At 64.1% G+C, this 14,638-nt stretch carries 17 protein-coding genes; 11 read left to right on the top strand and 6 right to left on the bottom strand.

All coding sequences use genetic code 11. The features are described 5' to 3' along the window. Positions 1–74: 74 nt before the first annotated feature. The 3 genes from CR492_RS00400 to CR492_RS00390 all read right to left on the bottom strand — a co-directional run bounded on the left by CR492_RS00400 (position 75) and on the right by CR492_RS00390 (position 1,894). Positions 75–482 carry a DoxX family protein gene (locus CR492_RS00400; RefSeq protein WP_102841751.1) on the bottom strand — a complete coding sequence of 136 codons (408 nt, stop codon included), beginning with the start codon at positions 480–482 and terminating at the stop codon, positions 75–77. Between the two features lie 27 nt (positions 483–509). Further along, positions 510–1,109, bottom strand: a complete 600-nt coding sequence (gene wrbA / locus CR492_RS00395; protein WP_102841750.1) for an NAD(P)H:quinone oxidoreductase — start codon at positions 1,107–1,109, stop codon at positions 510–512. A gap of 83 nt (positions 1,110–1,192) precedes the next feature. Continuing rightward, complete coding sequence (locus tag CR492_RS00390; RefSeq protein WP_102841749.1) at positions 1,193–1,894, bottom strand: pirin family protein; 702 nt, start codon at positions 1,892–1,894, stop codon at positions 1,193–1,195. A gap of 116 nt (positions 1,895–2,010) precedes the next feature. Between CR492_RS00390 and CR492_RS00385 the strand changes: the two genes are divergently transcribed. The 7 genes from CR492_RS00385 (at position 2,011) to CR492_RS00355 (ending at position 8,260) form a co-directional block, all read left to right on the top strand. Further along, the gene (locus tag CR492_RS00385) at positions 2,011–2,910 is read left to right on the top strand and encodes a LysR family transcriptional regulator (RefSeq protein WP_102842291.1); all 900 of its coding nucleotides are present in this window, start codon (positions 2,011–2,013) and stop codon (positions 2,908–2,910) included. A 79-nt stretch (positions 2,911–2,989) separates the two neighbouring features. After that, the gene (locus CR492_RS00380; RefSeq protein ID WP_102842290.1) at positions 2,990–3,466 is read left to right on the top strand and encodes a hypothetical protein; all 477 of its coding nucleotides are present in this window, start codon (positions 2,990–2,992) and stop codon (positions 3,464–3,466) included. 11 nt (positions 3,467–3,477) lie between these two features. After that, positions 3,478–3,939: a group III truncated hemoglobin gene (locus CR492_RS00375; protein ID WP_102841748.1), complete on the top strand. Its 462-nt coding sequence runs from the start codon at positions 3,478–3,480 to the stop codon at positions 3,937–3,939. Between the two features lie 180 nt (positions 3,940–4,119). Beyond that, a complete protein-coding gene (locus CR492_RS00370) occupies positions 4,120–4,500 on the top strand; it encodes a tautomerase family protein (protein ID WP_102841747.1) in 381 nt (126 codons plus the stop codon). A gap of 174 nt (positions 4,501–4,674) precedes the next feature. Further along, complete coding sequence (locus CR492_RS00365) at positions 4,675–5,703, top strand: aldo/keto reductase (RefSeq protein WP_102841746.1); 1,029 nt, start codon at positions 4,675–4,677, stop codon at positions 5,701–5,703. Positions 5,704–5,761: 58 nt separating this feature from the next. Further along, positions 5,762–6,238 (top strand): MaoC family dehydratase, encoded by a 477-nt coding sequence (locus tag CR492_RS00360; RefSeq protein ID WP_102842289.1) that lies wholly within the window; start codon positions 5,762–5,764, stop codon positions 6,236–6,238. Between the two features lie 156 nt (positions 6,239–6,394). Then, positions 6,395–8,260, top strand: coding sequence for a CHASE3 domain-containing protein (locus tag CR492_RS00355; protein WP_102841745.1), 1,866 nt, complete (start codon positions 6,395–6,397; stop codon positions 8,258–8,260). A gap of 62 nt (positions 8,261–8,322) precedes the next feature. On the opposite strand, the gene CR492_RS00350 is transcribed toward CR492_RS00355, so the two are convergent. Beyond that, positions 8,323–8,949, bottom strand: a complete 627-nt coding sequence (locus CR492_RS00350) for an HdeD family acid-resistance protein (protein ID WP_102841744.1) — start codon at positions 8,947–8,949, stop codon at positions 8,323–8,325. 400 nt (positions 8,950–9,349) lie between these two features. Here CR492_RS00350 and CR492_RS00345 point away from each other — a divergent pair, with 400 nt between their 5' ends. Next, positions 9,350–9,787: a universal stress protein gene (locus tag CR492_RS00345; protein WP_102841743.1), complete on the top strand. Its 438-nt coding sequence runs from the start codon at positions 9,350–9,352 to the stop codon at positions 9,785–9,787. A gap of 25 nt (positions 9,788–9,812) precedes the next feature. Here the strand turns inward: CR492_RS00345 and CR492_RS00340 are convergent, their stop codons facing one another. Together CR492_RS00340 and CR492_RS00335 are read right to left on the bottom strand one after the other, a co-directional pair. Continuing rightward, positions 9,813–11,567 carry a bifunctional protein-serine/threonine kinase/phosphatase gene (locus CR492_RS00340; RefSeq protein ID WP_245411911.1) on the bottom strand — a complete coding sequence of 585 codons (1,755 nt, stop codon included), beginning with the start codon at positions 11,565–11,567 and terminating at the stop codon, positions 9,813–9,815. Between the two features lie 252 nt (positions 11,568–11,819). Continuing rightward, positions 11,820–12,737 (bottom strand): LysR family transcriptional regulator, encoded by a 918-nt coding sequence (locus tag CR492_RS00335; RefSeq protein ID WP_102841742.1) that lies wholly within the window; start codon positions 12,735–12,737, stop codon positions 11,820–11,822. 114 nt (positions 12,738–12,851) lie between these two features. Here CR492_RS00335 and CR492_RS00330 point away from each other — a divergent pair, with 114 nt between their 5' ends. Genes CR492_RS00330 through CR492_RS00320 form a run of 3 tightly spaced genes read left to right on the top strand, consistent with a single transcriptional unit; the run spans position 12,852 to position 14,636 of the window. Beyond that, entirely contained in the window at positions 12,852–13,469 is a 618-nt protein-coding gene (locus CR492_RS00330) for a YceI family protein (protein WP_102841741.1), read from the top strand. 16 nt (positions 13,470–13,485) lie between these two features. Further along, positions 13,486–14,079 (top strand): cytochrome b, encoded by a 594-nt coding sequence (locus CR492_RS00325; protein WP_102841740.1) that lies wholly within the window; start codon positions 13,486–13,488, stop codon positions 14,077–14,079. Continuing rightward, positions 14,076–14,636, top strand: a complete 561-nt coding sequence (locus tag CR492_RS00320; protein WP_102841739.1) for a YceI family protein — start codon at positions 14,076–14,078, stop codon at positions 14,634–14,636. Before CR492_RS00325 ends, CR492_RS00320 begins: the two co-directional genes overlap by 4 nt. Positions 14,637–14,638 lie beyond the last annotated feature (2 nt).

The following is a 14,638-nucleotide window of genomic DNA, read 5'->3' as shown; positions in this document are numbered from 1 at the left end:
ATCCAGCTTGCGCCAGAGCCCTTGATTCGGGGCGCCGCGCAACAAGCCAAGCTCCCCATAGAACCGCGCCGCCGTCAAGACGCAAGCCCGCGTGCTGATAAACAGGCGTCAAGACTGCAGGAACCGCCGCCGAAGGCGTAGACCTGCAGAAAGCCGCCGGCGATGGCGATATCCTTGAGGAACGCCAGCCAATGCGCCTGATCGGCAAAATCATGATGAAAGATCGTCGCGGTCACCACCGAGAAAAGCGCCAGCGCCAATGCGGCGAGACGTGTCTGATAGCCGAAAAGAAACAACAGGCCGACGCCAAGCTCCATGGCGACGGCGCCAAGGTAGAAGAGATCGACCAAAGGCATCCCGGCGGAGGCCATATAGGCTTTGGTCGCGGCCGGCGCCAGAAGCTTGCCGACGCCGCTGATGATGAAGATCGCCGCAAGCAGCGCCCGTCCGAGCGCCGCCGCATAGTCCTGATAACGCGCCATGAAATTCGACCTTTCTGCGGATCGCGCTCAGCCTTTGAGCTTGCCCGCGACTTCGGCGACCCTGCGGCCCTGATAGCGCGCGCCGGCAAGCTCGGTCTCGCTCGGCTGGCGCGATCCGTCGCTGGCCGCGATGGTGGTCGCGCCATAGGGCGAGCCGCCAGTTATCTCGTCGAGCCGCCCCTGCCCGGCGAATCCGTAGTCGAGGCCAACGATCACGAGGCCAAAATGCAGCAGATTGGTGATGATTGAAAACAGCGTGACTTCCTGACCGCCATGCTGCGTCGCGCTCGAGGTGAAGGCCGCGCCGACCTTGCCATTGAGCGCGCCGCGCATCCAGAGGCCGCCGGCCTGATCGAGAAAATTCGCCATCTGCGAACTCATGCGGCCAAAGCGCGTGCCCGTGCCGACAATGATCGCGTCATAATGCTCAAGATCGGCGATCGTCGCGACCGGCGCCGCCTGATCCAGCTTGAAATGAGATTTCTGCGCGATCTCGAGCGGCACGAGTTCCGGCACGCGCTTGATGTCGACCTCGGCGCCGGCTTCGCGCGCGCCTTCGGCGACCGCCTCCGCCATTTTTTCGATATGCCCGTAGGCGGAATAGTAAAGCACAAGAACTTTGGCCATCGCTTAACCCCTCTTAAAAGTTCTGTTTGGACGTTTCGAAAAGACTGGCCCGGGCGGCCGCGCTTGGCCGCCCGGCGCCCGTTTTAGGCGGCGGCGTCGACCATCACCACCTCGGAATCCTCGATCGCAGTGATCGTCAGCCTGTCCTCGTTCTCGATCGCTCCGCCGTCGCGCGCCTCAAGTTTGACGCCATTGACCTCGACCGCACCTTTGGCCGGCACGAGATAGCCCTTGCGGCTGGCGCCAAGCTCATAAGTGACGCTCTCGCCGGCCTTCAGCGTCGCGCCAAGGACGCGGGCGTCAGCGCGGATCGGCAGCGCGTCGGCGTCGCTCTCAAACCCGCTGGCGAGCGGCACCAGCCGCCCGTTGCGCTCCGCTTTCGGGAAGGGCTTCGCCCCCCAGGAGGGCGAACCGCCGCTGCGCGTCGGCTCGATCCAGATCTGGAAGATCCGCGTCGCCTGCGGCTCGAGATTATATTCCGAGTGGCGGATGCCTGTTCCGGCGCTCATCACCTGCACGTCGCCGGCCTCGGTGCGGCCCTGATTGCCGTAATTGTCCTTATGGGTGATCGCGCCCTCGCGGACGTAGGTGATGATCTCCATGTCCTTGTGCGGATGCGGCGGGAAGCCCGTGTTGGGCGCGATCTCGTCGTCGTTCCACACGCGCAGGGCGCCGACGCCCATGCGATCCGGATCATAATAGCTGGCGAAGGAGAAATGATGCTTGGCCTTCAGCCAGCCATGATCCGCCCCGCCGAGCCCTTTGAAACTTCTGCGTTCGATCATCTGCGTTCTCCGTTGAGAGATTTTGCGAGCGCCTCGCGCTCGGCGTCTGGGCAAAAGATAAAGCGTCGGCTAGAATAAAAAACAGAAACTCTTGAAAGACATTGTTTCCAGAAATTATGTCAAAGCTGCCGGATTTTGAAGGCCTCGCCATCTTCGCCAAGGTCGTCGAGATGCGCTCCATCGCAGGCGCAGCAGGCGAACTCGGCCTGTCTTCGCCGACCATCTCAAAGGCGCTGACCCGGCTCGAACGCCGGCTTGGCGCCCGGCTGTTCAATCGCACCTCGCGCCGGCTGGCCTTGACCGACGCCGGGCGTGAGCTCGCCGAGCGCGCGCGCCAGCTCGTCGCCGACGCCGAGGCGACCGAGAGCGCCCTTATCGCGCAATCATTGAGCCCGCGCGGCCTCGTGCGGCTGGCGGCGCCGATGTCCTTCGGCCTGCGCGAGGTCGCGCCGATCCTGCCCGCATTCCTCACGCGCTATCCCGATGTTTCGATTGATCTCCACCTCAGCGACGGGCTTGTCGATCTGATAGGCGACGGTTTTGACGCCGCTTTGCGGGTGGGCGTCCTGCCGGATTCCTCGCTTGTCGCACGGCGCCTTTGCGCCTCGCCGCGCTATACAGTGGCCGCGCCCTCCTATCTCGAGCGCCATGGCAGGCCGACGCATCCGGCGCATTTGTCCGACCATCTCTGCCTCGGCTATACCTATCTTGCGAGCCCCGACCTCTGGCGCTTCAAAAACAAAAAAGGCGAGGAGGCGTCCGTCAGGCCAAAGGGCCAGCTTCGCGCCAATAATGGCGACGCGCTGATGCCGGCGCTGATCGCGGGTCTTGGCGTCGGCGATCTGCCCCAATTCATCGTGAAAGAGGCCCTCGCCGACGGTCGGCTCGAGCGCGTGCTGGCCGATTGGCTGACGCCGCAGGGCAGCCTCTTTCTGGTGACGCCGCCGGGAGGTCCGCGCCCGGCCCGCGTCGAGCTCCTGGGGGATTTTCTCGCTGAGCAGCTGGCGCGGCGATGAAACGCGCGCTTTGCGCGGGCATAAGGCGGCTAAAGGCGCCGCGTGGTATTTTAGCGTTCGGAACAAATCGGAAAACTTGATGAACGACGTCATAGCCGCGCGGGCGATTCATGTTCTTGCGATCGTCATCTGGATCGGCGGGGTCGCCATGATCACGCTCTCGATCCTGCCCGCCGCGCGCAGCCGCGAACTCGGGCCTGACCGGCTCAAGGCCTTCGAGGCGGTCGAGCGGCGCTTTGCCTCGATCGCGCGCATCGCCGTGCTGTTGGCCGGCCTCAGCGGATTGTACATGGTCTATCGCCAGGGTTTATGGGCGCGATTTTCGCAGGGCGAGTTCTGGTGGATGCACGCCATGGTCTTTGTCTGGCTCGTCTTCGCCTTTTTGCTGTTCATCGCCGAGCCGCTTTTTCTGCATCGCGTCTTTCATGAGTGGGGGCGACGCGATCCCGAAGCCGCGTTGACAGCTTTGCAACGCGGCCACATCGTCCTGTTGACGCTGAGCCTTGCGACAATCTTCGGAGCGGTCGCCGGCGCGCAGGGCTGGGGCCTCTTCTGACCGGAGATCATATGACGCTCGACATCGACGACGCTGCCGCCCGCCGCGCGCAAATCGTGGACAAGCTCCGCGCCGAAACCGGCGTCGACGAGAAGGTGATCGAGACGCTGATCCGCGCCTTTTATACGCGCGTGCGCGCGGATGATCTGATCGGGCCGGTCTTCGCCGCGCGGATCGACGATTGGGAGCCGCACTTACAAAAAATGTTCGCGTTCTGGTCTTCCCTGATGCTGATGACCGGCGCCTATCACGGCCAGCCGATGCGGCTGCACGCGCCGCTGCCGATCGACGGCGCGCATTTCGACCGATGGCTGCGCCTGTTTGAGGAAACCGCGCACGACATTTGCCCGCCGGGCGCAGCCAGCCTCTTCATCGAGCGGGCGCGGCGCGTCGCCGAAAGCCTCGAACTCGGCGTCGCCGTCTCGAACGGCGCCCTCCTCGGCAAGGGCGAGCGCTACAAGCGAAGCGCCTGAGCGCCTGCGCTCCGGCGCACTCGACTTCCGAGCCATGGCGCCTTAGAGCATGGCGGATTCCTCTGCACGGAATCGATCATGCCCTCAGCCAAGGCCGACGCAGGGCCATTGGCGGAGGCCTGCCGCATCCCCGAGGCGCCCCCCCGCGCGGACGGTTGATGCAACATTGGAGGGTCCGCCATGCCGCTCGTTCGAATCGATCTTGCCCGCGGCAAGACCGAACATTATCGCCATACGATCGGCGAGGTTATCTATGACGCAATGGTCGCAACGCTCAACGTGCCGGCCAATGATCGCTTCCAGATCATCGCCGAGCACGCCGACAATGATTTCATCATCGACCGCACCTATCTGGGCATCGAGCGAACGGACGACGTCATCGTCATACAGGTGACGCTCAACGCCGGACGCACAATCGAATTGAAGCGCGCCTTCTACAAAGCAATCGCCGACGGCTTGCATGAACGGCTCGAAATACGCCGCGAAGATGTGTTCATCAGCCTGATCGAGGTCGTCAAGGAAAACTGGTCGTTCGGCAACGGCGAGGCGCAATACGCCTGAATCCATGCCGTAACCGGCCGGCGCGCGCCCTCGCGAAATCGCGCAAAATTGCGGCGCGCTCCTCGACCGGCAGGCGTAAGACGCAAGATGAGATGCGTCATCAAAAGACGCGAAGGAGTTCCAGCCGGGGGCGCAGGACGCGCCCGGATCCAAGATTCCAAAAGGAGGTCCGCGATGGATTACAGACGTCTTGGGCGGTCCGGCTTCAGCGTGCCGGTCCTCAGCTTCGGCACCGGCACCTTCGGCGGCAAGGGCGAACTCTTCGCCGCCTGGGGCGCGACCGATGTCGCGGAGGCCAGCCGGCTCGTCGACATCTGCCTCGACGCGGGGCTGACGATGTTCGATAGCGCCGACATCTATTCGTCGGGCGTCGCCGAAGAGGTGCTGGGCGAGGCCATCAAGGGCCGCCGCAACCAGGCGCTGATCTCGACCAAGGCGACTTTCCGGTCCGGCCCCGGCCCGAACGAGGTCGGCTCGTCGCGCTTCCATTTGATCGAGGCCGTTGAAGCCGCGCTGAGGCGCCTGCAGACGGACCATATCGATCTTTTTCAGCTGCATGCCTTCGACGCCATGACGCCCGTCGAGGAGACGCTGTCTGCGCTCGACGATCTCATCCGCGCGGGAAAGATCCGCTACATCGGCTGCTCCAATTTTTCCGGCTGGCATCTGATGAAATCCCTCGCTGCGGCGGACCGCTATAATCTGCCGCGCTACATTGCCAATCAGGCCTATTATTCGCTGGTTGGGCGCGACTATGAATGGGAGCTGATGCCGCTCGGCCTTGAAGAAGGCGTCGGCGCAATGGTCTGGAGCCCGCTTGGCTGGGGCCGGTTGACTGGAAAGATCAGGCGCGGCCAGCCTCTGCCGGAGGTAAGCCGGCTGCACAAGACGAAAGACATCGGGCCGCAGGTCGAGGATGATTATCTCTACGACGTCGTCGACGCCCTCGACGAAATCGCGAAAGAGACCGGCAAGACCGTTCCGCAGATCGCGCTCAACTGGCTGTTGCAGCGCCCGACCGTGTCGAGCGTCATCATCGGCGCGCGCGACGAGGCGCAGCTGAAACAAAATCTCGGCGCCGTCGGCTGGTCCCTCACCGCGGAGCAGGTCGCAAAGCTCGACGCGGCGAGCGGGCGCGAACCCGCCTATCCCTATTGGCATCAGCGCGGCACTTTTGTGGAGCGCAATCCTCCGCCGGTCTGACCGCACGCATCGCTTCGAGATGCGAGTATATTTCTATCGTCATATGACGGAGATTTCCATGCAAGGCGATGGCGAACGCTTGTTTCTTGACGATCTCAAAGTAGGGCAACGCTTCCTCAGTGGAAGCTGCGAGGTCGACGCGAGCGAGATCAAGGCCTTTGCGGCGCAGTTCGATCCGCAGCCCTTTCATCTCGACGAGGAAGCGGCGAAAGCGTCGCTCTTCGGCGGACTCGCGGCGAGCGGATGGCATACCGCGGCGATCACCATGAAGCTTCTTGTCGGCGGCGGCGCGCCCATGGCGGGAGGCCTCGTCGGCGCTGGCGGCGAATTGCGCTGGCCGGCGCCGGTGCGGCCCGGCGACCGTCTCGAAGTCGAAAGCGAGATCATCGCCATCGCGCCGTCCCGATCGAAGCCCGATCGCGGCATGGTCACGATCCGCAGCTGGACGCGCAACCAGCGCGGCGACGTAGTGCAGGATATGACGGCCAAGCTCGTTGTGCCGCGTCGCCCCGCCGAGCCGCTTGCGCAGACTTAAAGCGCCGACCGGAGCGCAACTCCAGGCTGAAGGCGCGGCGGATGCGCAACCGCTCAGCTTGTCGCCCAGGGCACAGGCGGCTATCGTCGAACTCGCCCCCCCCTTTCGAGCGATCCCCTCGCGCAAGCGCCAAGAGGCCGCGTCCAGGAGAGATCGATGCCTATTTTCCTGCGGAAACGATCGATCGTCTCGCTTTGCGTCGCGCTGATTCTGCTCGTTGGAATTATCGGCGCCACCCTGTTTCTCGTGGCGCGACTGCAGCAAGATCAGATCAATATGCAGCGCCACGTCGCACTCGAACTGCGCGTTGCGCGTTTGTTTTCGCTGCTGCAGGACGCGGAAACGGGACAGCGCGGTTTTCTTCTCACGCAGAAGCCAAGCTATCTCGATCCCTACGTCGGAGCGGCGCGCGAGATCGGCGATGAAATGGACGCGCTGCGCGAGAATTACCGCGAGGACCGGCTGCGCCAGCCGCTCGCTGCGCTGGACGAAGTCGCCAGAGCGAAACTCGCGGAATTGCAAAAGACAATTGATCTCGCCCGCGAGAATAAAACCGAGGCGGCGGCTGCGCTCATCCAGACCGACGAGGGCAAGAAGCTGATGGATCGCGCCCGCGAAATCGTCCGGGCGATCGAGGCCTCCGAGCAGCATTTGGTGGCCGAGGGGCAGACGTATGTTTTGCGCACGGCGCAACTCGTCCGCGCGGGAGTGATCCTCGCGCTCTTGCTCGCGGTCCTGCTTGGCGCCCTGACGATCCGCGACAGCCAGAAGCAGTTTGCCGCCGTCGACGACGCCAATGTTGCGCTACAGCTCGCCAACCGAAAAATTCACGATGAGATGGCGCAGAACGAGCAGCTGGAGCAGCAATTGCGTCAGTCGCAAAAGCTCGAGGCGATCGGCCAGCTGACCGGCGGCATCGCGCATGATTTCAATAATATGTTGGCTGTGGTGATCGGCAGCCTCAATCTTCTCAAGCGGCGCGTCGAGCGCGGCGAGAAGGATTTTATGAAATTTGCCGACGGGGCGCTCGATGGCGCCGAGCGCGCCGCCGTCCTGACTCATCGCTTGCTCGCCTTTGCGCGCCAGCAGCCCCTTGCCCCGCAACCCGTGGACTGCAACACATTCGTCGGCGGCATGTCCGATCTGCTGCGCCGAACGCTCGGCGAGACGATCAAGGTCGAGACCGTTCTCGCCGGAGGCCTGTGGCGCACCTTCGCCGACCCGAGCGAGCTTGAAAGCACAATCCTCAATCTGGCGGTCAACGGCCGCGACGCCATGCCGGACGGCGGCAAGCTGACGATCGAGACATGCAACGCCAGTCTCGACGAAGACTACGCGGCTCTCCACGTCGGCGTGCCGGCGGGCCAATATGTTCTGGTCAGCGTGAGCGACACCGGAGCCGGCATGGCGCCCGAGATCGCCGCCAAGGCCTTCGACCCCTTCTTCACGACCAAGGGGCCGGGCAAGGGCACGGGGCTCGGCCTCAGTCAGGTATTCGGTTTCGTCAAACAATCCGGCGGCCACATCAAGATCTACTCGGAGATTGGCCAGGGCACCTCGATGAAGATCTATCTGCCGCGCTTCTTCGGCGACGATCTTGAGCCCGCCCGCTCCGCCGCCGCGTCAGACGCCCCGCTCCCGACCGGAACCCCGGACATCGTCGTGCTCGTTGTCGAGGATGAGGATCGCATGCTGCGCCTGACCGCCGAGGCCTTCCGTGATCTCGGCTACAGCGTGCTTCTGGCCGATGGCCCGAGAATGGCGCTGCGGATCATCGCCGAGCGGCCGGACATCGACCTCTTGTTCACCGATGTCGTGATGCCCGAGATGAACGGACGCCAGCTCGCCGAAGCCGCGCTCAACGCGCGGCCCGGCCTCAAAATCATCTATACGACAGGCTTCAGCCGCAACGCCGTCATTCATAACGGCGTGCTCGATCGAGACGTCAATCTTCTCGCCAAGCCCTTCACCCTGGAGCAGCTCGCGCGCAAGGCCGCCGCGGTGCTCTCGCAAGCCGGATGAAGATCCGGGCCTGTCAACACAGCGTCAGAGCATGACGCCGGCGCAAAGCCGGCGTTTTGGCGTCATGCCTCGGCCGCCTTGCGCGCCGCCAGAGCAAGGCTGATGATCGAGACGCCGGCAAAAGCGAGATCGATGCCGACGAGCAGGCCGACCGCCCAAAGGAACGAGCCCGGCAGGCCGGAAATGACCAAGGCGGCGAGGATCAGGTCGACGACGCCGCTGAAGATCACCCATTGCCAGCCCCCCGACAGGTGGCGGCGCTGCTCGAGGCCAAGCATGATGGTCACGATGCCGTCGATGATGAAATAGGCGATCAGAACGAAGGTCAGGGAAAACAGGCCGCCGACCGGATTCGCCAAAAGCGCAAGACCGGCCAGAACCGCGACGGCGGACGACAGCAGCGCCCACCAGAAGCCCGGATCGCCGCGCGACTGATAGGTGAAGATGAGGCCGGCGACGCCGGAAAAGAGAAACAGCCAGCCGAGGAACAGCGCGGTGGCGACGCCGGCGACAAAGGGCGTCATCACGGCGAGAACGCCGAGCACGAGAAGCAGGATGCCCTCGGCGAGGATCAGCTTCCAATGCGCGCCCATGGCGCGGCCGAGCGAGGCGACGAGTGGCCGGCTCCCGGGCGCCAGCGGGTCGGGCGGAACAGGGGTCGGCGAATTGGCGGCGGGATTGTTGCTCATTGCGGTTCCTTATTTTCGGCGGCGCCCCAGGAAGTTTGGCGGCGCGGCTGGATCATCGGACCTTTGGGCTGTAACGTTCAACTCTCTCATCGCAGGCTTCACAGCATTCGGCGCCGCCAGGAGGGAGCCCGCAGCTCCATAAATATTGTGGCGAAGCAACCTTGCCCCAAACGCATTCACGCCCCCCGCGCGCCAATTCGGCCGGGTGGCGAAAGCCCATTGCCCGCGCCCCAGCGTCGTCCTCGTTTCAGCTCAATATCGCACGGGCCTTGCCTCGTGCTGACCGGCGCGGCCGATCCCGCATTGATCAACCTCAACGCTTAGGCCATGTATCGAGGATAAGCCAATCAGGCGACACACGCCGCAAGGCTTTAATCAAAGATGATCGAGGGAGAAACGCGTGTACACCAATATTCTTATCCCGACCGACGGCTCCGAGCTTGCCGGAAAGGCGGTGATCCACGGCGTCGAACTCGCCCAGAAGATCGGCGCGAAGGTCACGTTTTTGACGGTCACGCTGCCGTTCCAGGTCTTTTCGGCTGAAGCGGCCATGATTGAGGACACGCCCGCCGACTATACAGCGCGGATCGCGGAGCAGGCGGCCAAGACCCTCGACGCGGCGGCCGCGATCGCCACGGCGGCCGGAGTCGCCTTGGAAACCGTGCAGGTCGAAAACGACCGCCCCTATGAGGCCATTATTTCGACCGCCACGCAAAAGGGCGCCGATCTCATCATTATGTCCTCGCATGGACGCAAGGGCATTTCCGCGCTGATCCTTGGCAGCGAGACGGCCAAGGTCTTGACCCATTGCAAGGTCCCCGTTCTGGTCCATCGCTGAGCGGCTTGCAGACAGACTCGCCTTCTCAGCGATGCAGCGCGGCAAGCGCCGCGAAAAGCGCTATGGCAAGCAGCGCCGAGACGGCTTTCCAGAACATCAGCGGATTGCGCTCGTAAAGCGGCAGCCGGACGTCGTCGGCCGGGCTGGCGCGGTCGGCGCCGTGCTCGAACTCATAAATGAGCTCGAGCACATCGTTGAACCGGTCCTCCCGCTTGACCGCAAAGGCCCGCGACAGAGTGCGGTCGATCCAGGCCGGCAGATCGGGGCGCAGCTTCAACAAACCGACCGGGCGGCCGAAGCGCGGGCGGGAGAATGGCTCGATCTCGCCATAGGGATAGGCGCCCGAGAACATCCGAAAGATCGTCGCCCCCAACGCAAACTGGTCGGATAATTCGTCCCCCGGCGCGCCCTCGAACAGTTCAGGCGCCATGAAGCTCGGCGTGCCCGGCGCCGCCGCCATGGCGACGTCCTCAAGCTGCGGCAGACGGGCGACGCCGAGATCGACGAGCTTTAATCCGCCATCGTTTTGCAAGATCACATTGTCGGGCTTGATGTCGCGATGAATGACGCCGGCGCGGTGCAGCGCCGCGACCCCTCGCGCCAGCGCAATCGCAATCTGAAGGCCGGAGGCGAGCCGGATGGTCGGCGTCCGGGTAAGCCGCCGCTCCATCGTTTCGCCTTCGTAAAAGGGCATCACCGTATAAAGGCAGGAGCGCCGGCTCGCCGGCACGTCGACACATTCCCCGACGAAGGGACTGCGGATCCGCGTGGTAATCCAGCTTTCCCGCAAAAAAGCCTGACGCAACACCGCATCAGCCGCCACCGATGGTTTTGGCAATTTGACGACGACCGGCAGGCCGGTGGTTTCGTCGAGGCCGCGAAACACCCGGCTATAGGGTCCGTCCGCGAGGATCGCGCTTAGAGAATAATCATCCACGCGCTCGCCGACCGACGGCGGCGGGATGATCGGCAAGGCGGCGGCGGCGCGCTGGAGATCCGCCAGATTGGCGACAGGAAGACTCAGCACGTCGAGCACGATCGCCGTCATATTGTCGGCGCTGCGCCCGTCGGTCGCGGCATCGATGATGTGGGACGCGGTTTCCTCGGGCGAAGTCCGGCGCGCCAGCTCCTCCGCCAGGGCGCGGTCCGGCAGCACGCCATGGACGCCGTCGCTGCAGATGAGATAACGGTCATGCGTGCGCGCTTCTTCTTTCAGATAATCGATTTGCAGCGCAGGCGACGGGCCGATAGCCCGGGTCAGGATGTGGTTGCGCCCCGCTCCTCTTAGCGTGTGGTCATTGGTGAGCAGCGTCAGCCTGCCGTCGCGCAGCCGGTAGAGGCGCGAATCGCCGACATGCAGCACATGCGCCTGCCGCCCTTGCAGCACCAGCCCGGTGAAGGTCGATCCCATGTCCTGCAAGGCGGCGTCGGCGCGGCCGATCGCATGGGTCCAGCGGTTGATCGCCTCAAGGCTCCGCGCTCCGGCAAGCCGGACGCCGCGCAACGCAGCCTCGCTGACATAGCCGTCGATAAAACTGCGCACGGCAAGTTCGGCGGCGACGCGGCCGCCCTTGGCGCCGCCCATGCCATCGGCGAGCGCAGCGACGACGCCAAGAGTCGCCCTCTCCTCGGGAGCGCCAAGATAAACGCCCGCATAATCCTCATTTCGCTCGCGCTTTCCGGTTCGCGAGCAGAGGCCGAATTCGATCTCGAGCCCATCGCGCGCGCCGGCCGCGGCGAGGGACGCCGGCTGTTCCCCGCGCGCGTCCGTCGCGGTCACAGGCGTTTCCTGGGCAGCGGCAAGGGCGCGGCTGGACCCGGCGGTATGGACATTGCTTTTCCGAGGTGGGGAGGCGACCGGACCTCGCGGCCTGATCTTATTATTAAAGACATGCGTAGCGTAATGATCAAGCGAGAGTTCCAGAAAGCCGACCGTAAGGCGCGGCGGCGCGCGCGCCTGTCGGCGGCGAGCGATGACAAGCTTCATCCTGGCTTGGCGAAGGCGCCAACCACACGAATCTGACTCTCTCCATCACGCGGGCTTTCGCGCCGCGCCCGCTGACAGATGGGCGAGAAGATGCCGGCCGGCCGGGCCCGGCGGACGATCGCGGCGAAAAGCGGAGCAGAGCGGCAGCCGGACGACTTCGCTCAAACCGGCCTCATCCCGAATCGTGAGGCGCCGCAAGCGCCCATTGGCAAGATCCTCGGCGACGAGATGGGCTGGCAGGCTGCCCCAGCCGAGCCCGGCCTTCAGCATGGCGTGCTTTGCGCCAAGATCGGCGATGCGCCAGGTCCGCGTCGAAAACACCCCGTAGTCGCGATCGCCGGAGAGCCCGGACCGATCCGATAAAACGAGCTGCACATGCGGGCGCAGATCCTCGATCGACACGGGGCTGTCGGCGGCGCCCAGCGGATGGTTTGGCGCCGCCACCGGAATCATTGCGATGTCGATGAGCTTGTCGCGCTGGAGGTGCTCGGAAACGCTGCTGAATTCGAGCAGGAGGCCAATGGCGCAGACGCCATTCAGCACCAGTTCCGCCGCCGCTCCCATCGAGTCGACATAGATGCGCGGCGGCGAGTGCGGAAAGCGCGCGCTGACGAGACGCAGCGACTCGACCAGCCTGTCCATCGGGAACATGGCGTCGACGACAAGCCGCAGCTCCGGCTCCGCTCCAGCGGCGATCGCCTCGGCGTGGTTGCGCAGCGCCTGCATCTCGTCGGCGACGAGGCGCGCGCGCGGCAGCAAGGCGCGTCCGGCTTCGGTGAGCGCGGGCCGGTAGGCCGCGCGGTCGAACAGTCGCACGTCGAGCTGTTCTTCCAGCTTCTGGATCGCGTAGGTGACGGCCGATTGCGCTCTTTTCAAACTCCGCGCGGCGGCCGAAAAACTGCCTTCGTCGACGACGGCGAGAAAGACCTGCAATTGGTCATAGGAAGGGGTCAGCGCGGGCATGATCGAATGTTTCGATAGAGTCGATCAACTCTTTATCAGTTTTCCTGCGAAAGAAACGCGCTATTGATCGCCCAACCGGGCCATGCGCCCCGAAACTCAGGAAGCGAGCCTCGCATGTTGAACAAAATTCCGTCCAAGGCGGCCCTGCTGGCGGCCCTTCTCGCCGCGCCTTTCCTCAGCGCTCCGGCCAAAGCCCAGACGGCCCCCGCCGCGGTTGAAGCCGGAAGCTATGCCGTCGATCCGACCCATACGCGCGTCCTCTTCAAGGTCTCCCATATGGGCTTCACCAATTGGTACGGCGAATTCACCGACGTGACCGGGCAGCTGACGCTTGACCCCAAGGCGCCTGAAAAAAGCGCGGTGGCGATCCATATTCCGGCCAAGACCATTTCGACCACCAACGCCAAGCTCAACGGAGAACTGAAAGCCGACGATTGGTTCGACGTCGCCAAATATCCCGACATCGCCTTCAAATCGACCAAGCTCGTCGTCACGGGGGCCGGCTCCGGTCAACTCACCGGCGACCTCACCTTCCATGGCGTGACGAAGCCGGTGACGCTCGCCGTCACCTACAACGCCGCCGGGCCCAATCCGCTGAACAAGAAATATACGGTCGGCTTCGACGCCACGGGTTCGATCAAGCGCAGCGATTTCGGCGTCACCAAATATGTGCCGCTGATCGGCGACGAGGTTGGCCTCATCATCAGCGCCGGCTTCGAGCGCAAGGAATAGGCGGGGCGAATCGGCCGTGAGCAGCGCGCGTGTTGAGCCAGCATATGACGGCGTCGCCATCGCCCTGCACTGGCTGATCGCCCTTGGCGTCGTCGCCCTTGGCGTCATCGGCTTTTCGATGACGCGGCTGACGCTTTCGACGCTGCAGCAGTTTGAACTCTATCAGCTGCACAAGTCGATCGGCGTCACGGTGCTGCTCGCCGTCCTCCTGCGCATCTTATGGCGGCTTTCGCACAGGCCGCCGCCGCTTCCGGACGCAATGCCGGAAGCCGAACGGCGCGCCGCCAAGGCCGCTCACATCGGCCTCTACGGCGCGATGCTGCTTGCGCCGCTGACCGGCTGGGCAGTGGTCTCGGCCTCGCCTTACAACATTCCGACCGTGCTGTTTGGCGTCCTCCCCTGGCCGCATCTGCCTTTTTTCGCTGAGATCGAAAACAAGGCGCCGGTCGAAGCGGCTTTCAAGCTCGCGCATCATCTTTGCGTCTATGCGCTGCTCGCGCTGGTTGCGGTTCACGCGGCGGCGGCGCTGCGCCATGCCCTCGTGCTGCGCGACGGCGTTCTCGCGCGCATGCTGCCGGCGTCGCGCAACACCCGGAAGCAGAACTCATGAGACACTTCAAACTGGCGATCGCGCTGGCCGCCTTGACGCTGGAGCCCGCCCATGCGGCGAATTGGATCGCTGACCCGCATAAAAGCCGGATCGGCTTCTCCGGCATGCAGACGGGCGTCCCCTTCCAGGGCAGCTTCGGCAAATGGAGCGCCGAGATCGCCTTCGATCCGGCCCATCCCGAATCCGGCCACGCCAGGGTGACGATCGATCTTTCGAGCGCGCGCACGGGCGACGGACAGCGCGACCGCGCCCTGCCCGAACCTGAATGGTTCGCCGCGAAAAAATTCCCCGAGGCGATTTTCGAGACGACCCGCTTCATCGCCAAGGGGGCGGGAGCCTATGATGCGCTGGGCCGACTGACCATCAGGGACGTCTCGAGGGATATCGTGCTGCCCTTCACCTTGACAATCAACGGCGACGCCGCGACGGCAAAGGGGCGTCTCGAACTGATCCGCACCGACTTCGGCGTCGGTCAGGGTGTCTGGGCGTTCGGACAATGGGTGGCGCTCGAGGTCGGCGTCGACGTCGATCTCAAGGCGACGAAAGCAGGAGATTGAAA

This window comes from Methylocella silvestris, from assembly GCF_002891535.1.
In the GTDB taxonomy this organism is placed as follows: Bacteria; Pseudomonadota; Alphaproteobacteria; order Rhizobiales; family Beijerinckiaceae; genus Methylocapsa; species Methylocapsa silvestris_A.
Note: the sequence above shows the minus strand (reverse complement) of the source record. Positions and strands in the feature narration are given on the sequence as shown.